The sequence below is a fragment of the Bacteroidales bacterium genome (genome assembly GCA_013314715.1).
Lineage (GTDB): Bacteria > Bacteroidota > Bacteroidia > Bacteroidales > GWA2-32-17 > Ch61.
Genome location: JABUFC010000013.1, coordinates 37539 through 64187, shown reverse-complemented (window position 1 = coordinate 64187; position 26649 = coordinate 37539). Strand labels below are relative to the sequence as shown.

The 26649-nt window shown below is 35.1% G+C and carries 21 protein-coding genes and 1 tRNA gene; 12 read left to right on the top strand and 10 right to left on the bottom strand.

The window, feature by feature from the left end; translation table 11 throughout:
• Positions 1 to 924: 924 nt before the first annotated feature.
• The 4 genes from HPY79_04635 to HPY79_04620 form a co-directional block, all read right to left on the bottom strand.
• Complete coding sequence (locus HPY79_04635) at positions 925 to 1278, bottom strand: hypothetical protein (protein NSW45082.1); 354 nt, start codon at positions 1276 to 1278, stop codon at positions 925 to 927.
• Between the two features lie 729 nt (positions 1279 to 2007).
• Positions 2008 to 2080: transfer RNA gene (locus HPY79_04630), tRNA-Lys, on the bottom strand.
• Positions 2081 to 2130: 50 nt separating this feature from the next.
• Positions 2131 to 3768, bottom strand: a complete 1638-nt coding sequence (gene pckA, locus HPY79_04625; protein ID NSW45081.1) for a phosphoenolpyruvate carboxykinase (ATP) — start codon at positions 3766 to 3768, stop codon at positions 2131 to 2133.
• Positions 3769 to 3778: 10 nt separating this feature from the next.
• On the bottom strand, positions 3779 to 5620 hold the full coding sequence (locus HPY79_04620) for an oxaloacetate decarboxylase (GenBank protein ID NSW45080.1): 1842 nt from the start codon (positions 5618 to 5620) through the stop codon (positions 3779 to 3781).
• A 156-nt stretch (positions 5621 to 5776) separates the two neighbouring features.
• On the opposite strand from HPY79_04620, the gene HPY79_04615 reads away from it, so the two are divergent.
• A complete protein-coding gene (locus HPY79_04615; protein ID NSW45079.1) occupies positions 5777 to 6892 on the top strand; it encodes a T9SS type A sorting domain-containing protein in 1116 nt (371 codons plus the stop codon).
• Between the two features lie 71 nt (positions 6893 to 6963).
• On the opposite strand, the gene HPY79_04610 is transcribed toward HPY79_04615, so the two are convergent.
• Positions 6964 to 7170, bottom strand: a complete 207-nt coding sequence (locus HPY79_04610) for a hypothetical protein (GenBank protein NSW45078.1) — start codon at positions 7168 to 7170, stop codon at positions 6964 to 6966.
• Between the two features lie 168 nt (positions 7171 to 7338).
• Here HPY79_04610 and HPY79_04605 point away from each other — a divergent pair, with 168 nt between their 5' ends.
• The 5 genes from HPY79_04605 to HPY79_04585 all read left to right on the top strand — a co-directional run bounded on the left by HPY79_04605 (position 7339) and on the right by HPY79_04585 (position 11622).
• Positions 7339 to 8568: an HD domain-containing protein gene (locus tag HPY79_04605; protein NSW45077.1), complete on the top strand. Its 1230-nt coding sequence runs from the start codon at positions 7339 to 7341 to the stop codon at positions 8566 to 8568.
• A gap of 49 nt (positions 8569 to 8617) precedes the next feature.
• Positions 8618 to 9646: a UDP-3-O-(3-hydroxymyristoyl)glucosamine N-acyltransferase gene (lpxD, locus tag HPY79_04600; protein ID NSW45076.1), complete on the top strand. Its 1029-nt coding sequence runs from the start codon at positions 8618 to 8620 to the stop codon at positions 9644 to 9646.
• A gap of 123 nt (positions 9647 to 9769) precedes the next feature.
• Positions 9770 to 10450, top strand: coding sequence for a MotA/TolQ/ExbB proton channel family protein (locus HPY79_04595; protein ID NSW45075.1), 681 nt, complete (start codon positions 9770 to 9772; stop codon positions 10448 to 10450).
• 6 nt (positions 10451 to 10456) lie between these two features.
• Positions 10457 to 10864 carry a biopolymer transporter ExbD gene (locus HPY79_04590; GenBank protein ID NSW45074.1) on the top strand — a complete coding sequence of 136 codons (408 nt, stop codon included), beginning with the start codon at positions 10457 to 10459 and terminating at the stop codon, positions 10862 to 10864.
• Positions 10865 to 10866: 2 nt separating this feature from the next.
• Complete coding sequence (locus HPY79_04585) at positions 10867 to 11622, top strand: hypothetical protein (protein NSW45073.1); 756 nt, start codon at positions 10867 to 10869, stop codon at positions 11620 to 11622.
• A gap of 8 nt (positions 11623 to 11630) precedes the next feature.
• On the opposite strand, the gene HPY79_04580 is transcribed toward HPY79_04585, so the two are convergent.
• On the bottom strand, positions 11631 to 12560 hold the full coding sequence (locus tag HPY79_04580; protein NSW45072.1) for an ATP-binding protein: 930 nt from the start codon (positions 12558 to 12560) through the stop codon (positions 11631 to 11633).
• Positions 12557 to 13399 (bottom strand): MBL fold metallo-hydrolase, encoded by an 843-nt coding sequence (locus HPY79_04575; protein ID NSW45071.1) that lies wholly within the window; start codon positions 13397 to 13399, stop codon positions 12557 to 12559. Before HPY79_04575 ends, HPY79_04580 begins: the two co-directional genes overlap by 4 nt.
• Before the next feature lie 60 nt (positions 13400 to 13459).
• On the opposite strand from HPY79_04575, the gene HPY79_04570 reads away from it, so the two are divergent.
• From HPY79_04570 to HPY79_04545, 6 genes are all read left to right on the top strand, one after another.
• Complete coding sequence (locus HPY79_04570) at positions 13460 to 14821, top strand: peptidoglycan synthetase (GenBank protein ID NSW45070.1); 1362 nt, start codon at positions 13460 to 13462, stop codon at positions 14819 to 14821.
• A 20-nt stretch (positions 14822 to 14841) separates the two neighbouring features.
• Positions 14842 to 19467 carry a gliding motility-associated C-terminal domain-containing protein gene (locus tag HPY79_04565; GenBank protein ID NSW45069.1) on the top strand — a complete coding sequence of 1542 codons (4626 nt, stop codon included), beginning with the start codon at positions 14842 to 14844 and terminating at the stop codon, positions 19465 to 19467.
• Positions 19464 to 20378 carry a type IX secretion system membrane protein PorP/SprF gene (locus HPY79_04560; GenBank protein NSW45068.1) on the top strand — a complete coding sequence of 305 codons (915 nt, stop codon included), beginning with the start codon at positions 19464 to 19466 and terminating at the stop codon, positions 20376 to 20378. Before HPY79_04565 ends, HPY79_04560 begins: the two co-directional genes overlap by 4 nt.
• Before the next feature lie 2 nt (positions 20379 to 20380).
• Positions 20381 to 21766 carry a PKD domain-containing protein gene (locus HPY79_04555; protein ID NSW45067.1) on the top strand — a complete coding sequence of 462 codons (1386 nt, stop codon included), beginning with the start codon at positions 20381 to 20383 and terminating at the stop codon, positions 21764 to 21766.
• Between the two features lie 236 nt (positions 21767 to 22002).
• Entirely contained in the window at positions 22003 to 23382 is a 1380-nt protein-coding gene (locus HPY79_04550) for a hypothetical protein (protein ID NSW45066.1), read from the top strand.
• A gap of 54 nt (positions 23383 to 23436) precedes the next feature.
• The gene (locus HPY79_04545; GenBank protein ID NSW45065.1) at positions 23437 to 24828 is read left to right on the top strand and encodes a hypothetical protein; all 1392 of its coding nucleotides are present in this window, start codon (positions 23437 to 23439) and stop codon (positions 24826 to 24828) included.
• Here the strand turns inward: HPY79_04545 and smpB are convergent.
• From smpB to HPY79_04530, 3 genes are read right to left on the bottom strand one after another with little or no spacing between them, the layout of a single operon-like run.
• Complete coding sequence (smpB, locus tag HPY79_04540; GenBank protein ID NSW45064.1) at positions 24822 to 25277, bottom strand: SsrA-binding protein SmpB; 456 nt, start codon at positions 25275 to 25277, stop codon at positions 24822 to 24824. The two genes, HPY79_04545 and smpB, sit on opposite strands and share 7 nt — an antisense overlap.
• 8 nt (positions 25278 to 25285) lie before the next feature.
• Positions 25286 to 25882: a YIP1 family protein gene (locus HPY79_04535; GenBank protein ID NSW45063.1), complete on the bottom strand. Its 597-nt coding sequence runs from the start codon at positions 25880 to 25882 to the stop codon at positions 25286 to 25288.
• Between the two features lie 38 nt (positions 25883 to 25920).
• Positions 25921 to 26643 carry a hypothetical protein gene (locus HPY79_04530; GenBank protein ID NSW45062.1) on the bottom strand — a complete coding sequence of 241 codons (723 nt, stop codon included), beginning with the start codon at positions 26641 to 26643 and terminating at the stop codon, positions 25921 to 25923.
• Positions 26644 to 26649: the final 6 nt, after the last annotated feature.

Genomic DNA, 26649 nt, shown 5'->3' with positions numbered 1-26649 from the left:
TTTCGTTCCGAATAGGAATTTAGGAACCAAAGCGAACTAAATTCCTGAGTAGTGTTTTTTGTAGTCGGCATTCGGACGAATCCTTTTGCTACAATAGGAAAAACAAGGATTAAGACGTGGTAATGTGGAAATTAGGAAATTTGAAAATGTGGGAGTCGTAGTACATGGTCTATTTTCGTTCCGAATAGGAATTTAGGAGCTAAAGCGAACTAAATTCCTGAGTAGTGTTTTTTGTAGCCGGCATTCGGACGAATCCTTTTGCTACAATAGGAAAAACAAGAATTAAGACATGGTAATGTGGAAATTAGGAAATTTGGAAATGTGGTAGTCGTAGTACATTGTCCATTTTCGTTCCGAATAGGAATTTAAGAGCCAAAGCGAACTAAATTCCTGAGTAGTGTTTTTTGTAGTCGGCATTCGGACGAATCCTTTTGCTACAATAGGAAAAACAAGGATTAAGACATGGTAATGTGAAAATTAGGAAATTTGGAAATGTGGGTGTCGAAGTACATGGTCCATTTTCGTTCCGAATAGGAATTTAGGAGTCAAAGCGAACTAAATTCCTGAGCAGTGTTTTTTGTAGTCGGCATTCGGACGAATCCTTTTGCTACAATAGGAAAAACAAGGATTAAGTTCTTTGCAAGGCTATTAACATGCAAATATGTGATTGTTAATAACATATTGATATTTATTATTATATTCCAGAAATAATGTTTATTTAAGCGTTATAAAATTAGAAAAATCAGAAAATAAGACCTTTGCAAAATTAGAATAAAACAACAGTAATCGTTAAAAAATCAATCTTATTTTCAATTACATGAGAAGAAAAAAGGAGTTTTGCAAAGGTTTCATGATGTGAATGATGTTTTTTGACTGGATGCTGAAATAAAATCAGTATGACGTTTTATGGGTGAGTGTTGGGTTTTATGGAGATACTGAAACGAGTTCAGTATGACGGTCGGGAGGTAGTGTTGTTGTTTGAGGAGATGCTAAAACAAGTTCAGTATGACGGTCGGGAGGTAGTGTTGTAATTTGAGGAGATGCTAAAACAAGTTCAGTATGATGGTCGGGAGGTAGTGTTGTTGTTTGAGGAGATGCTAAAACAAGTTCAGTATGACGGTCGGGAGGTAGTGTTGTAGTTTGAGGAGTCGCTGAAACAAGTTCAGTATGATGGTCGGGAGGTAGTGTTGTAATTTGAGGAGATGCTAAAACAAGTTCAGCATGACGGTTGGAGGGTAGTATGGTTGTCTTTTGAAATAGGCAATACTCACTCACCATTCGTCATCCCGAACTTGTTTCGGGATCTTCCCACGACTTCGCCACCTATTATATTTAAGTAAATGATATACAAACACATAAGAAATCATGTAGGCACTACATGATTTTACAAGTAATTATATGTCAATGCTTTATTCGATCATAAATGGAATATTTGATCTTTTTAAGCCAACGGATTGATAAAATTTTTTTGTTTGTTGAGTTATATTTGACGTAATACCAGAGCGATTATTCATTTTTTTTATCACGTAAAATAATTAGTTGTACACTTTACAACGATTGACGTATAATTTGTGATTAGACTTCCTTTTCTAACACTCACAATACGATATTGTAACTGTCGCGATAAGCATAAAGCTATGGCGATATGTTTGAGCCGTTTTAAATCATCATCATTAAGTGCAGTTCCTACATGTCGAACCATACGTTGTTTTATTTTATTCCCATCATGCATATTCAACTATTTGAACGGCTTTTTGAGAGCGAATTCAGTGATGTTATAATTCGTACATACATGTTGCAAATATAAATCAAGACCTTTGCAAAATTAGAATAAAACAACAGTAATCGTAAAAAAATCAATCTTATTTTCAATTACATGAGAAGAAAAAAGGAGTTTTGCAAAGGTCTTAACTATAAAACACTGTCCGTATATTTTTGCGTGTAAAGGGTGTGCAAATGAAAAAAGGGCTTCAAACTTAAAACGTCTGAAACCCCTTATTTTTATAGTCGGTCCGGAGGGAATCGAACCCTCGACCCCATGATTAAGAGTCACGTGCTCTACCAGCTGAGCTACGGACCGAAACGTGGTGCAAAAGTAATAAATATTTTTTAAATCAAATATTTTAGCATTTAGTTGTATTTTAGTATAGGTCCAAATTGTGCCAATCGCTTACCTTCATCGTTATCGGTAAAGGCTGTGAAGTTTTCTATAAACTTAATAGCAAGCATTTTGGCTTGTTTATCGTAAGCAGAAGCGTCTAACCAAGCATTTCGAGGGTTTAATAATTTACTATCGATGCCGGGTAATTGTTTAGGTATGGTGAGGTTGAAAATAGGCATTTTTTCGGTTTCAACGTGCTGAATACTTCCGTTTAAAATAGCTCTAATTATATTTCGTGTAGCAACAATATCAATACGTTTACCTGTTCCGAAAGCTCCACCAATCCAACCGGTGTTTACTAAATATGCTTTGGTGTTGTGTTCGTCCATTTTTTTTGCTAATACCTGAGCATAAACGGTAGGGTGCAATGGCAAAAATGCGGCTCCAAATGCGGCTGAAAATGTAGGCACAGGCTCTATAATTCCTCGTTCTGTTCCTGCAAGTTTTGCTGTATAGCCGCTTAAAAAATAATACATGGCTTCATCTTTACTAAGAATAGCAACCGGTGGCAATACTCCAAAAGCATCGGCACTCAAAAATATAATCGTTTGCGCATGCGGTCCTTTCGAAACCGGTGTTACAATATTTTTAATATGATAAATAGGATATGATACACGAGTATTCTCTGTTTTGGCAGCACTATTAAAATCAATTTCGCCTGTTTTAGGGTCAAAAACAACATTTTCTAACAACGCATCTCTTTTAATGGCATGATAAATATCTGGTTCTTTTTCGGGATTGAGGTTTATACACTTAGCATAACATCCACCTTCGAAATTAAATACTCCGTCGTCGTCCCAACCATGTTCATCGTCGCCAATTAGCATACGTTCAGGGTCGGTAGATAATGTAGTTTTACCGGTTCCTGACAAACCAAAGAACAAAGCTGTATCATTTTTTTCGCCAACATTGGCAGAGCAGTGCATGGCAGCAATACCTTTTAAGGGTAAAAAATAATTCATAACGGTAAAGATACCTTTTTTAATTTCGCCACCATACCAAGTACCACCAATAACTGCCATTTTTTTTGTTAAATGAAAAACCACAAAGACTTCGCTGTTCATGTTCATTTCTTTCCAACGAGGGTTAACAGCTTTACATGCATGGTATAGAATAAAATCGGGTTCAAAGTCTTTTAATTCTTCGTCGGTAGGACGGATAAACATATTTTTAACAAAATGCGATGCCCATGCTATTTCAGATATAACACGTATTTTAAGGCGAGTATTATGGTTTGCCCCTGCATAAACATCGTTTACATAGAGTTTTTTGCCACTTAATTGTTTTTGTGCTATATTTAAAAGATAATCCCATTGTTCCTCGTTAATCGGCTTATTATCGGAGCCTTTTTTACCGGCACCTGCCCACCAAACTTTATTTTCGGTTTCGCTATCTTTTACAATGTATTTATCTTTTGGACTTCGTCCTGTAAATATTCCTGTATCTACCGCAACTGCGCCTAAGTTAGTAACAAATCCTTTTTCGTAACCGGTTAATTGTTCGTCGGTTTCGTGTTTAAAAAGCTCATCGTACGAAAGATTATAATACAATTTTTGAACGTTACTAATACCTAATTTTTGCAAATCACTTATTAAATTCTGGCTCATAATTTAAAGATTAAGAAACTTTTTTTTCTATCTCGGCAGGTTGATTAACTTTAATAACCACTAATGTTTCACCCTTTTTAACAGATGAACCCTGTTTTACAACAATATGGGTAATAACCCCATCTTCGGGTGCAGTAATTTCTTCGAATCCTTGAAATAATTCGGAATATATGTAACAAATACGCTCACCTTTTTTAACGCTATCGCCCACTTTAACAAACTTATCTTCAATAATCTCGTGAAATCCAAAAACAACTTTACCTTTAATAGGTGCAACTAAATGTTTATGATTGGCATCGTTAGGCAAATCGACAACAGTTTGCACCTGAGTAGATTTAGCCGTTTCTTTTTTCTCAACATTAACTTGTGTTTGATTTGAGGTAGCAAGCAACTGACGAGCTTTTTGAACTTCTTCTTCGAAGCGTTTTTTAGCTAATCCACTTTTATAATCAAGGTATTGACGTTCGTGCATAGCTAATTCAAAAAGTTCTTCTTCGTCTTGTCCAACATCCCATCCATTGTCAGCCATTTGCTTCCGGTATTTATCCAATTCATCGGGATAAGCATCTTGAGGCGTTCCAGTATAAAATTCCATTCCTTGTTTTTGAGCTAATTCAATAATTTCAGGTGCTAATTCGCCAGGTAGCTTACCAGCTTTACCTAAAATCATATCCCAAGTATTTTTGTCGATCATTTGATAACGCTCTTTGCCTTGTAACATAAACATAACATTTAACAAGGCAACATTTTTAACATATTGACTAAAAGGTGTAACCAATGGAGGATAGCCTAATTTAGGCCAAACATAAGCAACTTCATCAAACAATTTGACAAGCATCTGATCTTGTGTTAAAGTAGGTTTACCTGCATTTTTTAACGTATTATTGATGCCATCTAAAACTCCTCTCAAATCGGCCATCATACTTCCCATCATTCCACCTGGCAACCCACAACCTAAAAGCAACGACGACATATAACGGTTTTTTGAATCGATAAATAGTCCTAACCACTCATCTATAAATTCCTGATTTAATCGTCGGGCTTCCATATAGGCAGTCATATTAATCTCGGGAACTTCAAAACCAGCATCGTGCAACATTTCGCGTACTGAAATTACATCGGGGTGAACCATTCCCCACGACAAAGGTTCCATGGCAACATCAATATAGTCGGCTCCTGCCTTTGCCACTTCGAGTGTTGAAGCCATAGATAAACCTGGTCCCGAATGCCCGTGATACTGGACTTTAATATGTGGGTATTTTCTTTTAATTTCAGTCACCAATTTGCCCAAAAACACAGGGCGCCCAACACCAGCCATATCTTTTAAACAGATTTCGTCTGTTCCATATTCAACTGCTTTATCAACTACTCCCATATAATGTTCAATCGTATGAACAGGACTATGAGTAATAGACAAAGCAGCCTGAGAAATCATTCCGGCCTCTTTAGCATATTTTATTGATAATTCAAGGTTTCTATAGTCGTTTAATCCGCAAAATGAACGGGCAATATCTACTCCCTGTGCTTTTTTAACTTTATACATAAGCCTTCTTACATCGGCTGGAACAGGGAACATGCGAATACCATTCAATGCTCGCTCAAGCATGTGAGTCTGAATACCCGCTTCGTTAAAAGGTTTTACCCATTCGCGAACCACTTGATTGGGATTTTCACCATATAGCAAATTCACTTGTTCAAAAGCACCTCCATTCGTTTCAATACGCGAAAAACATCCCATATCAATAATTACAGGAGCTATTTTTTTAAGTTGATCAATACGTGGAACATATTTGCCCGACGATTGCCACATATCACGATACACAAGACTAAATTGAATTTTTCGTTTTGCCATAGTGCTTTTAAGACTTAAATATTAGATTTTTACGCTTCGAAGTTACTACAAAACATTTTGAATTTTTATGTTGTGAAACATTTGATTCACATTTTTTTCTTAAATATTTTTTTTGACTGAATCGATTTAGTTATTAAATTTGAAAAAATTTTTTGTATGAAGAAATTTGTATTTTTTTTGATTTTGGGCTTATTTCACTATCATCTTTTTTCGCAACAATTAATAACGATGAACTTTGGTGGTCAAACTCGAAAATACCTACAATATGTTCCTCATCCATATAACCCACAAAATCCTGTTCCTGTTGTATTTTGTTTACATGGATTAGGCGATAATATCAATAATTTTCAAAATATTGGTATGCATCATATCGGCGATACGGCTGGTTTTATAACTATTTATCCCGAAGCACTTAACAGCATTGCTGGTACAGCTTGGAATTCGGGAGCGAGTTATATGGGATTTATTTTAAATTCGAATGTGGACGATGTTGGCTTTTTATTGGCAATCATCGATAGTCTTAGAAATCATTTTAATATTAATACACAGAAAATTTATTTTTGTGGTTTTTCGATGGGTGGATTTATGTCGCAACGTATGGCATGCGAAAAAGCTAATATGGTAGCAGCAATAGCATCGGTAGCAGGCACGATTGGTGCAAGTTTAAATTGTAATCCCTCACGTAACGTTCCTATTGCACATTTCCATGGCACCAACGATTCGCAAGTATCATACTCTTCCAATCAATATGGACTTAACGCCGAAGCAACGGTTCAATTTTGGGTACAAAACAACCAATGCGACACTCATTATGAGTTTTATACATATCCAAACATTATATCCGACAGCATAACAATTGAATCGTATTATTATAATAGCGAACAACATAAGGCCGATGTCGCTTTTTTCAAAGCAATTGGAGCCGATCATCAGTGGCTCTATTATCCTGCCAACGATATTGATTATGCTATTGAAATCTGGAATTTTTTTCGAAAATTTTATCTCACTTATGAAAATATTGAAAACATAGAAATAAATCCCACATTCGCTTATCCCAATCCTGCATCAAACCAATTATATTTTAAGAACTTAGCAAAATTAAAATATCCTATTATTATTGAAATAGAAACCTTAACGGGAATAAAAATAAAAAAAGAAACATGGAAAAGTGAAAAAAAATTTTTAGAAATAAATAACTTAAAATCGGGATTTTATATCATAAAAATATACTCTAAAGATAAGATATATAAACAAAAAATAGAAGTTCAATAAAAACAAACGGGATGCCTCTTTACTGGCATCCCGGTAAATAGTAATAACAAAAATAGTTTTATCGTCCAAAGCTAATCAAGATAACCAAAATTTTTAAATTCTTCTGAGATAATTTCGCCATAAATATCGCCATAATTCTCATTGCACCACTCATAAAGACTTTCTACTTCATCGCGGTCGTCACCTAACCACAATAACAATTTTCTGAGCTCTTTGTGGAAAAGCTTTGGATCGAAACTTACTTTTGTTAAAATCATTTTAGAAAAATCTAGCATCATTGTAAATTATTTTAGGGTTAAAAGCCTTTTCTATAAAATTTTACGTTTCATATTTTAAAATGTTTCGTATTTCAAAAATAATTTTAAATTTTAAAATTTTTATTTTTTTTCAAAAACATTGCTTATTCGCCTAAAAATAATGAACTTTGTATAATTTAAAAGAAGCATATGGAACATAAAATTAAGATTGTCAACGACCCCGTACACGGTTTTATCGAAATGCCAGCTGGAAAGGGCTCATATATTGTTAGTCATCGTTGGTTTCAGCGACTTAGAAATATAAAACAACTGGGCATGGCTTACTATGTTTATCCAGGTGCTATGCATACTCGTTTTCAACACTCCTTAGGAGCCTACTTTTTAACACAACAAGCGATCGAAGTATTAAAATCAAAAGGCATTGACATTACCGAATCCGAATCAGAAGCGGTATTATTAGCAATTTTACTTCACGATATTGGACATGGTCCATTTTCTCATACATTAGAAGGAACTATTATACAAGGTATTAAGCACGAACAACTCACCTACGCATTCATGTGTCACCTCAACAAAGAACTAGAAGGTGGTTTAGACAAGGCTATCGACATCATTAAAAATTTATATTCAAAGCGTTTTCTCCATCAACTTATTTCCAGTCAACTCGATATGGACCGTCTTGATTACCTAAAACGCGATAGCTTTTTTACCGGTGTTTCCGAAGGAGTTATTGGCACAGAAAGAATTATTAAAATGCTTACGGTTTCTAACGACAGTTTAGCTGTTGAAGAAAAAGGCATTTACTCCATTGAAAAATTTTTAATTGCCCGACGACTTATGTACTGGCAAGTATATTTGCACAAAACAGTATTGGCTGCCGAACTTATGTTGCTATCAATATTAAGACGTGCAAAATTTCTGTTTCGTCAAAACAAATTGACACTTCCAAAATTATTACACACCTTTTGGGCGAATCAATTGCAATACGAAGATTTAATAATGGAGCCTCAGTGGCTTGAATTTTTTGCTCAAATTGACGATGCCGAAGTTTCAGTATGGATTAAACAATGGGCACAATCAGACGATAAAATTCTTTCGTTTTTATCAAAGCGTTTTATCGAACGTAAACTTTTTAAAGTTGAAATTCAACGCCAACCTCACGATGAAAACAAAATATCCCTATACCGTAAAAAAGCCAAAACCTTTTTAAACATTAGCGAAGAAGAAGCCAGTTTCCTTGTTTTTTCCGATTCGGCCGAAAATCATGCCTACAGCACTCACGACAATAAAATCAACATTTTATATAAAAATGGTAAGTTATTAGATATTGCCGATGCTTCTGATATTTTAAATATTGATGTGCTTTCGAAAAATGTTGTTAAGTACTTTCTATGTTTTATACCCGAATGCAAAGAATAACCTTTTTTATTCCAAAAAATCATCGTACTTTTGTAAAAAAAACATAAAAATGAAGCTCACAGCAAAACAAATAGCTGAAATGCTGAATGGCACTGTTGAGGGTGATGAGAATATAGAAGTTGACTCAGTTGCTAAAATTGAAGAAGGCAAAAAGGGTTGTCTTTCTTTTTTGTCCAATCTCCAGTACGAAAAATATTTATATCAGACTCAATCGAGCATTGTTTTAATTAATAATAATTTTACTCCATCTCATCCAGTTGAATGTACTCTAATTCGTGTAAACGACGCTTACAAAGCTTTTGCTCAATTACTCGAAATATGCCAAAAAGAAACCGAACACCATCCAACTGGAATAGAATATCCATCGTATATTCATACGAGCGCAAAATTATGCAATAAGGTATATATAGGTGCTTTTTCTTATATTTCTAAAAATGCCATTATTCACAACAATGCAAAAATATATCCAAATGTTTTTATTGGCGAAAATGTAATTATTGGCGAAAACACTATTATTCATTCTGGTGTTAGAATATATAAAGATTGTGTAATAGGTAACCACTGCATTATTCATGCAAACTCAGTAATAGGAGCCGATGGATTTGGATTTACTGCCAACGACCACTCAAACAAAAAAGTCCCTCAGTTAGGCAATGTAGTTATAGAAGATTATGTTGAAATAGGAGCCAACACAACCATCGATAGAGCCACCATGGGAAGTACCATCATTCGCAAATGGGTAAAATTAGACAATCTCATTCAAATCGGACATAATGTAGAAATTGGCGAAGGAACCGTCATTGCTGCTCAAAGTGGTGTTTCTGGATCGACCAAAATTGGCAAATATTGTATGATTGGCGGACAAGTTGGCATCGCTGGCCATTTAAGAATTGCTGATGAAGTAAAAATAGCTGCTCAATCGGGTATCGGTTCTAATGTTACAGAAAAAGGCATTATTTTACAAGGCTCACCAGCCTTTGCTATTAAAGATTATCAAAAATCATATGTACATTTTAAACATTTACCACAAAAAATTGAACAACTCGATCAGCTTATTAAAGAATTCAATAATAAATAACTACTTTAAAAGTAAATCTACATTCAACAATTGAATGTTAATAAATAATATTTTAACCTATTACTGCGTTATTACTTCATGCTTATTTTAGTGCAATTATTTAAACTTTAATTCTATCGAGGTATGATGTTTTTGCAGATTACAACTACAGCTGCTGGAACTGTTCCAGCTCAAGGAGAACTAACGCTTTCGTTATGGGACCTAGCCCTAAAAGGTGGCTGGATTATGATTGTCTTAGGAATAATCAGTATTATTACTATTTATGTATTTGTCGATCGTTTTATTGCTATTCGAAATGCAAACAAAAAAGACGACAAATTTATGGACAACATTCGCGAATATATCCTTGACGGAAAAATAGATAATGCTCTAGCCTTATGTAAAGCTCAAAATTCGCCTCTTTCACGTATGATTGAAAAAGGGATCAACCGCATAGGACGTCCACTCAACGACATAAATGCAGCAGTAGAAAATGTTGGCAAACTCGAAGTTGCCAATCTCGAAAAAAGTATTGCCATTCTAGCTACAGCTGCTGGTGCCTCGCCTATGCTTGGTTTTTTAGGTACGGTAACCGGTATGGTAAAAGCATTTTACAACATGGCCAATGCAGGCAACAACATCGATATTACCCTTCTTTCAAGTGGTATTTACGAAGCTATGGTTACCACTGTGGGAGGGCTTATTGTTGGTATTATTGCTTATATCGCATATAACTATCTTGTTGTTCGCATCGAAAACCTTGTATATCAACTCGAACGCAGTACTACTGAATTTATGGATTTACTAAATGAACCTGTAAAATAATTTGATATGGCCATTCGTTCACGCAATAAAGTAAGTACCGAATTCAGCACATCGACCATGTCTGATTTAGTATTCCTATTACTTATATTTTTTATGATAACATCCACACTTATTTCGCCCAATGCACTTAAATTATTACTACCCCGAAGCAATAGTCAGGTGCAAGCCAATAAACCTATTACAACCATTTCTATTACTGCCGATTTACAATTTTATGTAGAAACAGAAAATGTCGGTATCGAAAACTTAGAATCTGTTTTACAACAAAAACTAGGTACAGTAACAAATCCAGACGAAGCCCCAACCATTTCGCTTCATGCCGACAGAACTGTACCAATTGAAGAAGTAGTTAAAGTAATGAATATTGCTAAAAACAATAAGTATAAACTAATATTAGCTACACAACCACAGTAATAATGAGCACTTCATCGATCAATAAAAGTAGCTTAATCGTTACCATTCTCTTTCATGGAATAGTGGTAGCTCTTCTTATATTACTTGGCTTACATACCCCACTCCCACTCCCTGGCGAAAAAGGGATACTCGTTAATTTTGGTACAACCGAAGATGGAAGTGGCAATATGGAACCTTCGCAACAAACACAACAAATGCAATCAAATCCACAAAATACTGAAGAAAGTAATATAACACAAGATTTTGAAGAAGCCGTTGCCATAAAAACAAATCAAAACAAAAAACCTAAACAAACAGAACCTGTTAATAATCAAACTACCCAAACTCAAGAGACACAAAGAACCATTAATCAGAATGCTCTTTTCCCTGGAAATCAAAATACAAATAGCCAAAGTGAAGGCGAAGGGAATGGCATTGGCAACCAAGGCAATCCGAATGGAGATCCCAATGCACTTAGCCATCACGGAAGTCCCGATGGTGGAGGCAATTCATATAGCCTTGGAGGAAGAGGCCTTAAAGGAGGCTTACCAAGACCAACCTATCCAGGTAATGAACAAGGTAAAGTAGTCGTCGAAATTTTTGTAGATCGAACGGGCACCGTTGTAAAAGCAAATGCAGGAATTAAAGGTACAACTATACTATCTAAACCCTATCTGGATGCTGCTTATAGTGCTGCCATGAAAGCCAAATTCGACGCAAAGCCCGATGCTCCCGAATTACAACGAGGAACCATTACGTATAAATTTAGCTTACAATAAAATAAACATTATTCTAAGAATTTTTGTTTAAAAACATTATCATTTAATATTTTTTGCTTTTGATAATGAAAGGTTTCAGAAAGCTTGAATCGATATGTTTTTTTCCCTTTAGAATAAAATAAATGAATGAGAAAGTCGTGCTCTAAAAAATCTTCTATATTTTCGATGTGAACAGTTAATTTCGCTTCGGCAATAGTATATACTTCATCCTGAAAAAGGGTTGTTTTGCCAGGAATAGAAAAAACAGAGTAAACCCCATCTAAACGATGAAAATATTGCTGTAAAGGACTAAAATTAGCATCTGTTAGCGATGAAGGAAACCAAAATTCTACTTTATAATCTTTTTCGGGAGCAGTTCCGGCATTTCGAATAAGAAACTTAGGATAAAACTGAATAGAAGTCGGGATACCATTTTCTAATAAGGCCACCCCTTGCGTATTAATCACTCCTACATACTCGAGTTGAGGCTTATGACTGTTTTGGTATAACTGACGAATCTCTTGTTCGAGTAATTTCCGTGGTTTTATATCATTCCATCCATAAAAACCATCGTCTATAATCATATACGGGGCATCGTTCGATTCAATCGTAAGAACTAACAGGTTTTTGTCATTTATGCGAAGCGAATAGATGTCAATATTCTCTATTACAGGCGATATATTTGTTTTAATGAGAGTTTTTAACCAAAATTCTGAACCTTCATTTTTGTCAATACCAATAATATTATGTGCCCTACGACGGTAAGTCTGTAAACCAAACACAATTGTTCCTCCTCCTTGGTTGGCTATAGCATTAATATATTGCAACAATAGCCTTTCTTTTCGTTCATTTCCGGGTTGCCAAATAGCGTTCTCTATAAACAATAATCGATTAGACGACTTTATTTTTCCATCTACCCACGATAAAACTTCGGTGGGATTAACTTTTTCTTTATTCATAATTTTACGGCTGATAAAGGAAGAAAATCTTTTGCTTTTATTCCTTTGTTTGTCTTATCGAGTGTACAGCATTCAGTATGAATATCGTGCTCAAAAAATAATATCCACTGTTTTTCCCATGCTTCGTTTAAGAAATCGTTTTTTTCTTTTAACAATTGCATCGGTTGTATATCATATGCCGAGATCCATGGTAATGGAATATGTGCAGCAGTAGGAATTAAATCGGCCGGAACCGCTAATACAGAATTATTGTTATGAAGTATAAGCGAAATCATGCCCATAGTGTGACCATCGTATATTCGTAGCTCAATATTGTCGTATAAAACTGTATTATGTTCAATCAAATTCAACCTACCACTTTGTTGAAGTGGAATAAGATTTTCATTTTGAAAGGCAGCTTTTTCGCGAGCATTCGGATTAAGTGCCCACTCCCATTGGCTTTTACTGACCCAATATTGTGCATTAGGAAAAGTAAGGCATAATTCTCTATTGCTATTGTAATAAGTAGCACCAGCACAATGATCCCAATGTAAATGGGTAAAAACAACATCGGTAATATCAGCAGTAGAAAAACCATTATTCGCTAGTGACTTAAGCAAATTACCTTCGCCATTAACATATATATGCGAAAGAAATTTATCATCGTGTTTATTGCCAATACCGGCATCAACCAATATTTTTCTGTCTTTAATTTCAATCAATAACAAGCGATTAGCCAAATTACACATATTATTCTCATCAGCCGGATACACCTTTTGCCACATCGACTTGGGAATAACTCCAAACATAGCGCCGCCATCTACTTTAAAATTTTCGGTTTCAATGATTGTTAGCTTCATATTTTTTGGTACTTTTAACAAAATTTTTGGCTTAAAATTACTAAAATTATAATTTATTTTATGTGGTATCATTTTATAGCTATTGGTGGAAGTGCGATGCACAACTTAGCTTTAGACTTAGCAAAAAAAGGTCATAAAGTAACCGGAAGCGATGACGAAATTTTTGAACCCTCATACACGAGACTTAAAAATGCTGGTCTTTTGCCCGAAGCCTGGGGGTGGTTTCCCGACAAAATTAATCGACAAATCGATGTAGTTATTGTCGGCATGCATGCCAGACCCGACAATCCAGAACTTTTAAAAACACAAGAACTTCAAATAAAATATTTCTCCTATCCCGAATTTTTATACGAACATGCTAAACATAAAAAAAGAGTCGTCATTGGTGGTAGTCATGGTAAAACAACTATTACTTCCATGATTCTGCATGTATTAAAACATTGCCAATTAAAATTTGATTACATGGTTGGTGCACAGATAAAAGGTTTTGAACGCATGGTATCGCTCTCGGACGATGCACCCATCATGGTTTTTGAAGGAGATGAGTACCTTACAGCCCCATTCGACTTGCGCCCTAAATTTCATCTTTACAAGCCCCATATAGCTCTTATAACCGGAATCGCTTGGGACCACATGAATGTATTTCCAACTTTTGAAAAATACATTGAGCAATTTAAAATTTTTACCGATCTTATTGAACCTCAGGGTTCGCTTGTTTGGTATCAAGGCGATAACGAATTGCAAAAAATTGCCCAACAACTTCGAAACGATATAAAATCAATCCCCTACAAAGAACACGATGCTATTGTTGAAAATCAACAAACCTTCTTAATGGTTAATGACCAAAAAGTGCCTATAAATATTTTTGGAAATCATAATTTACAAAACATACAAGGAGCAAAATTTGTCTGCAACGAACTCGGTATTAGCGATAAAGATTTTTATGCTGCTATCTCAACTTTCGAAGGTGCTAATAAACGTTTACAAAAATTGTACTTCAACAAAGAAAAAAACATTACTGTATTCATCGATTTTGCCCATGCTCCCTCCAAAGTTAAAGCTACTATACAAGCAATAAAGTCTATTTATCATGAAGAAAAACTCATTGCATGCCTCGAATTGCATACTTATAGTAGTTTACAAAAAAACTTTTTACCTCAATATGCAGGCAGCATGAATTTTAGCGACGAAGCCATTGTTTATTTTAATCCACACGCTTTAGCACTAAAAAAACTACCTGACTTACAACCCGATGACATTCAAAGTGGCTTTAAATCAACAAATCTAAAAATTTTTAGTCAATCGAGGCAACTGTTTGATTATTTATCTTCGTCTATTCAAAAGAATGTTGTAATTTTGCTCATGAGTTCAGGTAATTTTGATAACTTTGACCTAACTAATTGGATTAAAACCTTACAATGAAAAAATACTTTTTTTTCATAGTGATTTTTCTTTTGCCTTTTCTTTTAAAGGCACAAAATGCAATCATTGGAGGCGTAATCAATAGCTATGCTTCGGGTATACACCAAATAAGTTCAACTCAGTTAAAAATCAATCAAATTGCATTATTTAGTGTAAACGACACTATTTTGATTTATCAAGCTCAAGGAGCTATTCCTGTCCTCACCAATAATAGCTCATTTGGAGATATTCTTAACATTGGAAATGCAGGAAACTACGATTTTTCAATCATTCAATCCATTGACGGAGTCAATAAAATCATTACACTTTCTTGCCCACTATTAAACAATTATGATGATAATTTATTTCAAGTCGTTAAAGTAAAAACTTACACAAACGCAACCGTAAATACTACCCTCACTTGCGACCCGTGGGATGGTACAAAAGGAGGAATTTTAGTAATGTTTGTTAATGGTACACTAACCCTTAACGCCAATATAGATGTTACCGGAAAAGGTTTTAGAGGAGCGAATTCACCTGTAATCAACTCGCTTAATAAATGTTCAAACGAGGCTAGCGGTGGCATATACAGTTATTATTATACCGTAAATGGTTATGATTCTGCTGGATTAAAAGGCGAAGGTATCGCTCAACTTCCATTAAATTTTGCTAGAGGAAGAGGAAAATTTATCAATGGAGGTGGAGGCGGTAATGGCATCAATTCGGCTGGAGGAGGAGGTAGTAATGCCGGAGCAGGTGGTAACGGAGGTAGAGAAAGTGATGCTTGTATTTTGGTAAATCAAAACTATGGAGGTATTGGAGGATTAAATATTCTAAGTACCACAGGTACCGTTGCTCAAAAATTATTTATGGGTGGAGGTGGTGGAACCGGAACTTACGAACAATACTCTAACGACGTTACCAAAGGTGGAAATGGTGGTGGAATTATTATCATTATCGCTAATAACATTGTAGCTAACAATAAGCAAATTACAGCAAATGGCGAATCGGTGAATCTAGTTACCACTTACGAAAGTGCCGGTGGTGGCGGAGGAGGTGGTTCGGTTGTATTTATATCTCCAATTATTAATGGAAATATTTTGCTTAATGCTCTGGGCGGTAACGGAGGTAGCAGCAATAACATAACTTGCCGTGGCTCGGGTGGTGGTGGAGGCGGAGGCGTTGTTTATTATTCTACATTTAGTGGTCCTTCACCTACTATTAATGTTTCAAAAGGCTTAGCAGGCAATGCTTGTTCATCATTATACAAAGGCACTGACGGAGCTAATGGAATGGCAACAAATAACTTTCAATTACGTTTAAATTGTTTGCTCAGTAATAACATCATCGGTTCCAATCATTCGGTTTGTCCGGGAATCCAGCCTCATATGTTAACAGGTGATGAATCGCCTTTTTATACATCTTACTTATGGCAATGCAGTACCAATCAAACCACTTGGAATAATTGTCCAGGAGTGAATAATCAAGCCAATTATCAGCCATCACCTTTATCACAAACAACCTACTTTAGACGAATCGTTTTGTCGTCTGATGGTAGTGTTATTGAAAACGACACAAGCAATGTAGTTACTATTACGGTCGTCCCCTTACAATTAAACATTCAAATCAATCATGTAAACTGCTATGGACAAAACACAGGGAGTGCAGACATTTCAGTTACCGGAGGTTCTGGCTCTTATTCCTATAATTGGAGTAATGGTAACACAACTCACTCTATAAATAATGTTACAGCAGGCACATATACAGTAACCATATCGGATAATATGGGATGCTCGGTTATTGATACTATTTTAATTAACCAACCACCGATTTTAACTTCATCCATAAGCCAAACAAATGTATTATGCAATGGCGGTAATAATGGTACCGCCACCGTTTCTGCATCGGGCGGAGTTCCACCATATACTTACCATTGGAGCAATGGCCAAGCAAATCAAACAGCAACAGGATTATCAGCAACAACATACAATGTAACCGTTTATGATAGCCATAGTTGTACGGTTAATAATTCTGTAACTATTACACAACCACAACCGCTTACCATAAATACCACTATTACCAATACTAGTTGTTCGTATTCGTGCAATGGTTCCATTACTGTATCTCCCATAGGAGGCACATCGCCTTACACTATCAATCCTGCTAATTTAAATAATTTATGTGCTGGCAACTATGTTATCACAGTTACCGATGCTCATAATTGCAGTATTACAATTTCTAAAACGATTAGTTATACAACGCAATTGCAAAACAACAATATTTCACTAACCCAAAGTCAAGCATGTGCAAACGACAGTATAACTATTACTGGTTCTGTCCCTTCAGGAGCTGGCACCATTTCATATCAATGGAAATATAGCCCTAATGGCTTCGATTGGTATGCAGCACCCAATATAAACTATAACCAAAATTATAACTGGATAGCAACATCAAGTAGTTATTTCAAGCGAGTTATCTTAGGTGGTGGATGTAGCGATACCAGCAATACCGTTCATATTGATGTTACTACCATCAACAATCAAATTTATACAGCCGATTCCGTTTATTGTGCGAACGAAACCCCTCTACCTATTGAAGGGAATAATGAAAACGGATATACTTATCAATGGCTAATGAATACTGGTAGTGGATGGACAAATACAGGCATAACGAGTTATATTATTACCCCTCCACCATTTAACAATATGGTTCGATTCAAACGTGTTGTTTATTTTAATGGATGTGTCGATTCATCGAATATTATAACTTTATATAAAATCAACACTCTTACAGCTAACCATATCTATATAAATAATATTGACACCATTAAACAATATTGTGGTTTTGCCCAAGGTAATATCGATGGTGTTGTAAGCGGAGCAATAGGAACTTTGCATTTTATTTGGCAAATCAGCTACGATTTAAATCAATGGGAACTATTACCCGATACAACGGTCTTTGCTACTTTTACTTTAAATGATTATTCTTCGCATCGTTATTATTACTACCGCCGCATTGTTGAACAAGATGGATGCTTCGACACCAGTAATGTTGTAACTATTGATTTACTCCCTCCAATTATTGGAAATCTTATACAATCGACGTTAGGACTTGGTAGTACAGCTCATGTATGTCAAGGTTCTGTTGTTTGGCTTGGTAGTATTAACGTAAACCCTGCTGGTGGTTCAGGAAGCTATACTTATCATTGGGTTCAAAGTCAAGACTCTATCAACTGGAATTCTGCTTTGGGACCTAATCAATTCCAAGCATACAGCACACCTGCTATTTTCGATACTACTTTTTATGCTCGAATCGTAACTTCTGGTGTTTGCATCGATACCAGTAATACGTTTGCTATTTATCCCATTATTTTACCTAACAATCAAATATCTATTGAGCACACCCATTTCTGCGAAGGTGCACCTATGGATACCATTATCGAAGTAGTAAATACTCAAGGTCAAAACGTAAGCTATCAATGGCAATGGCTTAACAATGGCAATTGGGAAAACATTCCAGGTGCAACTTCTGCTTGTTACTTACCAAACTTCGCTATTGGACAAAAACAATATCGTCGTATTATTCAAATTGGCAATTGCAGTTCAAACAGCAACGAAATAAGCATTATCGGTAATGTACCACCTTCTATAAGTTACTCTTTAGTTGAAAACGACAGCCTCTGTTTAACGCCCAATTTATGGGTACATATTCATACCCATATAGATGGAACTTCACCTTGGAATATTCAATTTACTGTAAACGGAACGATTTATAATGTTAACCAAACACAAGCCGATTCTGAATACACCATTAACATCAATCAACCTTTGTATATCATATCTATCACTCAACTTAGTGATGCCAGTGGATGTAATGGTACTATTCCAACCGATAGTATTATTATTCATGGTTTTAGCCCTGTTAGTGCCCATGCCTCAAGTATGGAATTGTGCGGAAACAGTGCTACTTTACAAGCTCAAAATCCTTCACCCGGCATAGGAACTTGGACCGTTCCTACCCATATCGGCATTAACGACATACATCATCCTAATGCACAAGTTCAAAGCTCTAACTACGGAACTTTCACACTGATCTGGGAAGTAAAAAATGGACCTTGTATAGATACGAATCATATACAACTTACTTTTTATGAACCACCACAAATCCCCAATGCCGGACCCGATATAATTATTTCAGAGAACATCCCCATTACGATGCAAGCCTCTATCCCCAATACAGGACAAGGCACATGGCAAGTAATTGAAGGACAAGCTACATTTTCAGATCTTCATAATCCAAATACCACTGTAAGCAATTTCGCCGAAGGAATTAATATACTTAGATGGACAGTTTCAAATGGCAACTGTCCCGTTGTTTTCGATGATATTGCCATAGAGCTGAAAAGCCTATTTATCCCTGAAGGATTCTCGCCCAATGGTGATGGTACAAACGACCACTTCGTAATTCATGGAATTGAACCAACTGACAATTATAAACTCACAGTTTTCAATAGATGGGGAAATGTGGTTTACGAAAAAGAACCATATGCCAACGACTGGGATGGTAAAGATTTAAACAGTCATGTGTTACCTGACGACACCTATTTTTACATAGTTCAGAAAAACAACAAAGTAAAAGCAAGTGGTTACATTATTTTGAAACGATGAGAAAGTGGCTATTACTATATGGAATACTATGCCTTACAATGATTGGAAAAAGTCAATATTTTCAATCGTTAAGCCAATTTTACATGAACGGACAAATAATAAACCCTGCCTATGCCGGTAGTCGCGAAGTTTTTTCAGCCAATCTTATGGCTCGCCAGCAATGGACAGGTTTAGAAGGCGCACCTCGAACCATGAATTTTGGCTTTCATACTCCATTAAAAAAGTTAAACTTAGCCGCAGGATTCATTGCATTTAACGATAAAATAGGTGTTAGCCGCTTTACAGGCTTAGGTGTAAATTATGTTTACCGTATTCGCATGAAAGAAGGCAAACGAAACCTTGCTTTTGGCTTAAAAACGGGAATTACCTCATTTAAAGCAGACCTCTCACAAGTAAAAACCAACCAACCCAACGATCAAGTTTTTGACGGAGTGGTTTTTCATCAAACAAAATTTGATGCAGGCTTTGGAATTTATTATTATGCTCCACATTTTTATTTCTCTTATTCTTTACCTCTACTCTCTTCTTTTGGCTATAATTCATTGCAAGCTTACGATAGCATCAATACCAAAGCATTAACTTCATATTTAGCATCCGGTTTTGTTTTTAATTTAGGTAAAGACATTCAACTTCATCCATCGTTCTTTTTTAAAGCTATTAAAAACGATGGTCAGATTGATTTAAACTTGTCGGTTATTGTAATGAATACGTTATCATTAGGAGTTTCCGTTCGCACAGCCGATGCTTTGGTTTTCTCAATGGAATATCAAATCAATAAACAATTACGATTGGGTTATGCCCATGATTTTACAACTTCTCCCTTACAAAAAGTAACCACAGGATCGAATGAAATTGTTCTGAGATACGAACTCATCAGGCAATACAATGTTTATTCAACAAGATTCTTTTAACGATGATAAGGGTAGGTATTATAGCGTTTTTTGTGTTTAGCTTTCTTTTTGGAGAAGCACAATCGTACATAGAAGTCATTCATGAATCAATAAACACGAACGATTACAGCGAGATAGCTCCCTTTATTTATAAAAACGGGTTGATTTATACCAGCAATAAAAAAACAACTGCCATTCAAAGCACCAAAACCAGCGATAATAAATTTTTTTACGATGTTTATTATCTTCAAAATGATAAAATTGTAAAAACTAGCATTGACTCCATGCTTCATTACATCAATACCACTTTTCACGATGGTCCGGCTATTGCTTGGGGCGATACTTTTGTAGTAAGTCAGAATTTTTATATTAAAGGTGGTAAAAAACACAAGGCACCTGTAGGTCTATTCTTCTATGATTTCAGTCATGGTTTTCCACCTATTGTTAAAGCTTTTCCATACAACAATAATTATTATCGATTAGGACACCCAAGTCTTTCTCCCGATGGTCGTTTTTTGTATTTTTCATCGGATATGCCCGGTGGATATGGTGGTTTTGACCTTTATGTTTCTGAGAAAAAAGATACCACATGGGATACACCCATCAATTTAGGCAAAGCCATTAACTCTGCCAAAGACGAAATCTATCCTTATTTAATTGCTAATCGTTTATATTTTTCATCGAATCGCGATAGCACTAAAAAATTTGATATTTACTTCTCAGAACAAGAAAATTTGCAATGGCAACCTGCTACTGTACTTCCCGAACCTATTAATTCTACTGCCAATGATATTTCATTTTTTTGCGACTCGAGTTTTGAAAAAGGATTTTTCTCATCTGACCGTAAAAAAACCGATGATATATATCGGTTTTATTCAAATTTACCCATCTTTGAACAATGCGATACCATGATCGAAAAGAACCTTTGTTATCACTTTTTAGACGAAACTTCGCAATATCTCGATACGTTGCCTGTTATTTACCAATGGAATTTTGGAGACAGCACCCAAGTCAATGGATGGGAAGCTGACCACTGTTTTAACGATTATGGCAACTATCATGTTACGCTTATTATGATTGATACTATTTCAAATGAAATACAAGAAGTAGCTAACTACGACATGTTGCTCGAAAAACCTATTCAACCCTATATTACACATCCCGATACCATTTTTATAGGCCAAAAAGTTGTTTTTGACGGACAAGAATCATACTTACCGAATGGAAACATTAAGCAATATGTTTGGATGTTTAGCGATGGCTATAAAGCTACCGGACAAACCTGCGAAAGAATTTTCAAAAAACCGGGCACTTATACCGTCAAATTGGGTTATATCGCCATCGACAATAATAATGTTGAAATAAAAAAATGTGCAATTAAAACATTTGAAGTAATAAAAAACGAATAACCTTTCATTAAAATTTGACGTTCATTTTTTTGTTTTTAAGAAAAAATGTTCAAATATATGGTTAATAATTTGACTTATTAACAATTTTTTAATACTTTTGTATTGCTCATAAAATATGAACATTGCAAGTTATGAACATTATTTATCAACAATTGTTAATATTTTTTTGTAAAAAAATGATACATTCAAATATAATATTTACATTTGAAACTAAAACTTAGTCTTAACTATTGTTAATGATAAAATATTTATTTTACATATTTAATTTTATTGGCTTTTTAATATTATCACTGTTTCAAGATCCTGTATCGGTTTCTATTCAGGCACCTGAAGAAGCGGTAGTAGGCTCATCTATCATTATTCAAGTTACTATAAATAAAGGTAATGTTAATAGTTTTGCACGCTATCAACAAAATTTGCCTGTAGGATATACTGCCGAAGCATTAAACATTCCGAGTGGTGATTTTACCTTTAAAGATCAAAGAATCATAGTGGGCTGGCTTAGCTTGCCAAGGGATAGTCAAATTACATTCTCTTACAAAATCAACATTGACCCCACAGCAGAAGGTCCTCTCTTTTTAACAGGAATTTTTAGTTATATCGAAAACAACGAACGTAAAAATGTAGAATCTCCCACTGTATCGGTTATTATCAGACCAACTGGATATCTAGCTAATAACAATCAAGCTCAAGACACCATTCAAACCCAAGCCTCTAATGATTTTCAGCTAGATAATATTTTCTGTTATCGACAAGTAGAAAGGACTAACAATGAAATAATAGTTAGTTTACTTGTAAATACAGCCAATTTACCTCGCGACAAGTTTGCTAAAATTCAAGAAAAAATCCCTGAAGGCTATACCGCTACCGCCATCGAAAATAATGAAGCTATCTTTTCTTTTAAAGACAATACTGTAAAATTTTTATGGATGTCACTTCCTCCACAAAAGCAATTTATTGTGTCTTATAAACTCACTCCCAAAGATGGTGTAAGCGAAATGCCCAACCTAACGGGCTCTTTATCATATATTGAAAACGAAGCAACAAAAATTAAATCCATTCAAAATCGCGAATTTTTAAATTCAGCCATTATGGCATCTGTGAATGAACAAAAACAACAACGAGTTAATCAAATCAATATCAGTAATAATAACGAAACCGCTCAAATTAATACAAACAATAAAAATAATCAACAAAATTTAAATAACAATACAATACAAAAAAATAAGAATAATGAATCCATGGTAGTTAATAACACCTCCAATCAAAATAATACTCAAAAACAATCGAAACAAAATAAAAACAATCAACAAATCAATATTCCCGAAACTGGCATAAAGTTTAGAGTTCAAATAGCAGCAGGGCATAAACCTGTTAACCCACGCTATTACTTCAAAACTTTTAATATTAATGAACCTGTACAAGTAGAACAACACGAAGGTTGGCACAAATACACTGTTGGCTCCTTTGGATTATATAAGGAAGCCAGAGACAAACGCATTCAAATATGGCAAAACACTCCCATTCACGATGCTTTTGTATCGGCCTACAATAACGGGACACGTATTACTGTTCAAGAAGCACTCATGATAGCAAATCAAAAATGGATACAGTAAAAAAAATAAAACTTTCGTTGTATCTTTGCGTATAAAAGTTGAAAATTTATACAAATGCAAAAATATTCAATAGGTTTCATACTTTTTTTTGTTTTAACAACAACATTGTTATATGCCCAAGAAGAGCCTATTGATTCTAATATGTTTAAAGGTCCCAGCCCTTATGAATATATTTTACTCGACACAACACCCCAACCCGAAAAACTTGTTTATAAACCTATTATTGGTATTGGACGAGGATTTTTCACTTTTATAGGCGATGTCCGCGACAATTATTCAACACACCCAACCGTAGGAAGAGGAGCGTGGAATTTTGTAATTTCACGCACCATCAACAAATATTTCGACCTTCGCTTTAATGTTATATATGGAAAAATGACAGGAAACACCCAAACCGAAGGCCGATTTATCAACTTTCAAACCGATGCTTTAATAGGCGGCGCTATGGCACAATACAATTTCCTTCACCTCATTAAAAAGCCATCTCGTCTGCTTCCCACAATAGCAATAGGTATTGAATCTTTTGAATTTAATTCGAAGGCTGATTTATACGATGCCAATGGAAATTTATATCATTATTGGAGCGATGGGACTATTCGCAATGTTGACGAAAACCAAGGCAACGAACTTACCAGCATAATGCTTCATCGTGATTATAAATACGAAACCGATCTCCGCGAATTGAACCTTGATGGGGTTGGTAAATATCCACAAGTGGCCATCGCATTTCCTATCGATTTTAGCTTAGAATATAAATATACCCATAGGCTTAAAGCCAAAGTTGGTGTTAGCTATCATTTTACTTTTAACGACAACATTGATAATGTAAGCAATAAAGGCGAAGGCTCGCGAAAAGGAGATAAAAAAGGCGATCATTTTTTATTTACTTATTTTACTATTTCATACGATTTGTTTAGCCCTCCAAAACTAACCCCAATGGAAAGTCATTTTGGCGATGTTGATTTTGCAATGCTCGACAAAGAAGATGAAGATGGCGATGGAGTCATTGACCTTTGGGACGAATGTCCCGAAACCCCTGTTAATACGAAAGTAGATACCAAAGGATGCCCCATAGACAAAGATGCCGACGGAATTCCCGATTACAGAGACGACGAACCCGAATCGAAGAAAAATGCACTTGTAAATCTTAAAGGTGTAACTTATACCGAAGATGAACTTATTGCTCTTTCGAACCCACCTAATGCCGTTCCTATGGAAAACCTTTGCGATTATTTTCCATCACTTTGTCCCGAAAAATCAAAAACCAAAAAATTCAAACGCTCTTACGAAGAAATGCCTGCTAAGTTTAAACCCATTGACTTAAACAACGATGGTTATATTTCAGTAGAAGAAATAAACATAGCTATCGATAAATTTTTCGATATGCAAACTAACTTAACTATTGAAGATATTTACGAGTTGAACGATTACTTCTTCGATCAATAATCGCTTAAATTACGTTCTGTATCGCGAGCGTTATCCTTCTTTTTAATTGATTCACGTTTATCGAATGCCTTTTTACCTTTAACAATAGCTATTTCGAGCTTTGCATAACCTTTTTCAGAAATAAAACAAGATAAAGGAACTAACGTCAATCCTTTTTCTGTAACTTTTCTATTAATTCTGTTTATTTCGCTTTTTGTCAACAACAATTTCCTGTCGCGTGTTGGTTCGTGGTTAGCATATCCACCATGCTCATATGGTGCAATATGTAAGCCTTTTAAAATTAATTCGCCATTTATAAGTATCGCATACGAATCAACAAAATTAACTTTACCTGCACGAATAGACTTAATTTCGCTTCCTGTAAGTACAATACCTGCTGTAAAAACCTCTACAATTTCGTATAAAAAATATGCTTTTTTGTTTTTAGCAATTATTTTCTCTTTGCTCATTTACAGTATTACATCATATAAAAACTTCCAGCAATTAATCCCAATAAAATAGCCCCTAAAATAAAGCCTAATATTAAATATTCTCCAATAATAATTAAGATACTTACAATAAAAAATCCAACTTTTTTATCTTCGGGAGTATGAAGTAAAGAGCCAAAGCCATGCCACAATACATATAATGAATACAAACCTAAAATTCCTAAAATACCTAATAAGGGCAAAATACCGACCAAAATTCCTATTATATAAGAAGGAACAAACGAATAAGCCACTAATTTAAATGCCTTATCTTTATCTACCTCGGTTCCAAAAGATGATGCTAAAGCTTTAATAATAACAGGAGTTACAAAAAGTACAATTACATATACCAAAAAGGAAGTCAATGCAGTAGCAATGCCATAATATATAGGATTATAAAACAAAATCCTACCAGCAAACAAAAAGCTTCCTAAAATAGACGCTATAAAATTTAGCACTAAATAAGGTAATACAAAATTGCTAAATACTACTGAAGCTTTGGTTTGTTCAGCTTCAATGGTTTTCCATTCTTCTTCAGGTTTAACAATTAAGTTTTTGGTACGATTGATAAAAGCATTTATATCCATAATCATTTTTTTCTCAAAGGTAAATAAAAAATTAAAAACTATTCAAATTGAATTTTAATTTTTTCTACAATTTTTAAAGCTGACGTTAATGTTGTCAAATCGGTAAATAATGTTCCATCTTCACCTGTGGGGTGTCCATGCCCCATCGGATTTAAATAATACTCTTTAATAGGACTATTAAAATCGACGATGACGGCATAAACCAAACTGGGTTGTCCAGAAGTTCTGTATTGATTGTTATCTGGAAACTTTTGATTATGCCAATAATCGTTGAAATCGAAGGGTTGATTGATTTCTAACCAAAGTATTGCTTTACCTTGAATAGGTTTATCTAACCTTGTTTCGAGCACGAAATGGTTTTGAGGCGTAGCCCCAGTATAAGTATCTGGAATTGGGTGTTGTGGTGTCGGCAAATATAATCCATCTGCTTCACGAACACCTCTTGAAAAAGCCCAATATGGTAGTGCGGCAGGACGGCGATGCTCACCCGGGAACCATTTTCCTTGTTCCGATTTTCCATGTTCGTAAATCCCCTTTGCTATCGATTGCGAAACATATAAAGTTTGTATGTATTTTCCTTCGGTTGTGGTTAGCCATATGGCTAACAAAGGATGGTTATATTTACTCCCTTTGGTCAATGCAATCGTTAATTTTTGTCCACTCCCTTGAGGGTTTGTTTTAAAGAATAATGGTTCGTTTTTGTTTTGTGATAAAACCGAAATAGCAATAGTCATTAGCCATGTAAAAAAAATAGCTCTCATATTCAT

Coding starts and splice junctions, on each gene's coding strand:
- HPY79_04635 (NSW45082.1), bottom strand. CDS start 1,278: ATGGTGAGTGAGTATTGCCTATTTCAAAAGACAACCATACTACCCTCC.
- HPY79_04615 (NSW45079.1), top strand. CDS start 5,777: ATGAAGAAATTTGTATTTTTTTTGATTTTGGGCTTATTTCACTATCAT.
- HPY79_04580 (NSW45072.1), bottom strand. CDS start 12,560: ATGAATAAAGAAAAAGTTAATCCCACCGAAGTTTTATCGTGGGTAGAT.
- HPY79_04575 (NSW45071.1), bottom strand. CDS start 13,399: ATGAAGCTAACAATCATTGAAACCGAAAATTTTAAAGTAGATGGCGGC.
- HPY79_04570 (NSW45070.1), top strand. CDS start 13,460: ATGTGGTATCATTTTATAGCTATTGGTGGAAGTGCGATGCACAACTTA.
- HPY79_04555 (NSW45067.1), top strand. CDS start 20,381: ATGATAAGGGTAGGTATTATAGCGTTTTTTGTGTTTAGCTTTCTTTTT.
- HPY79_04560 (NSW45068.1), top strand. CDS start 19,464: ATGAGAAAGTGGCTATTACTATATGGAATACTATGCCTTACAATGATT.
- HPY79_04590 (NSW45074.1), top strand. CDS start 10,457: ATGGCCATTCGTTCACGCAATAAAGTAAGTACCGAATTCAGCACATCG.
- lpxD (NSW45076.1), top strand. CDS start 8,618: ATGAAGCTCACAGCAAAACAAATAGCTGAAATGCTGAATGGCACTGTT.
- HPY79_04530 (NSW45062.1), bottom strand. CDS start 26,643: ATGAGAGCTATTTTTTTTACATGGCTAATGACTATTGCTATTTCGGTT.
- HPY79_04605 (NSW45077.1), top strand. CDS start 7,339: ATGGAACATAAAATTAAGATTGTCAACGACCCCGTACACGGTTTTATC.
- pckA (NSW45081.1), bottom strand. CDS start 3,768: ATGAGCCAGAATTTAATAAGTGATTTGCAAAAATTAGGTATTAGTAAC.
- HPY79_04585 (NSW45073.1), top strand. CDS start 10,867: ATGAGCACTTCATCGATCAATAAAAGTAGCTTAATCGTTACCATTCTC.
- HPY79_04620 (NSW45080.1), bottom strand. CDS start 5,620: ATGGCAAAACGAAAAATTCAATTTAGTCTTGTGTATCGTGATATGTGG.
- HPY79_04535 (NSW45063.1), bottom strand. CDS start 25,882: ATGGATATAAATGCTTTTATCAATCGTACCAAAAACTTAATTGTTAAA.
- HPY79_04595 (NSW45075.1), top strand. CDS start 9,770: ATGATGTTTTTGCAGATTACAACTACAGCTGCTGGAACTGTTCCAGCT.
- smpB (NSW45064.1), bottom strand. CDS start 25,277: ATGAGCAAAGAGAAAATAATTGCTAAAAACAAAAAAGCATATTTTTTA.
- HPY79_04545 (NSW45065.1), top strand. CDS start 23,437: ATGCAAAAATATTCAATAGGTTTCATACTTTTTTTTGTTTTAACAACA.
- HPY79_04550 (NSW45066.1), top strand. CDS start 22,003: ATGATAAAATATTTATTTTACATATTTAATTTTATTGGCTTTTTAATA.
- HPY79_04610 (NSW45078.1), bottom strand. CDS start 7,170: ATGATGCTAGATTTTTCTAAAATGATTTTAACAAAAGTAAGTTTCGAT.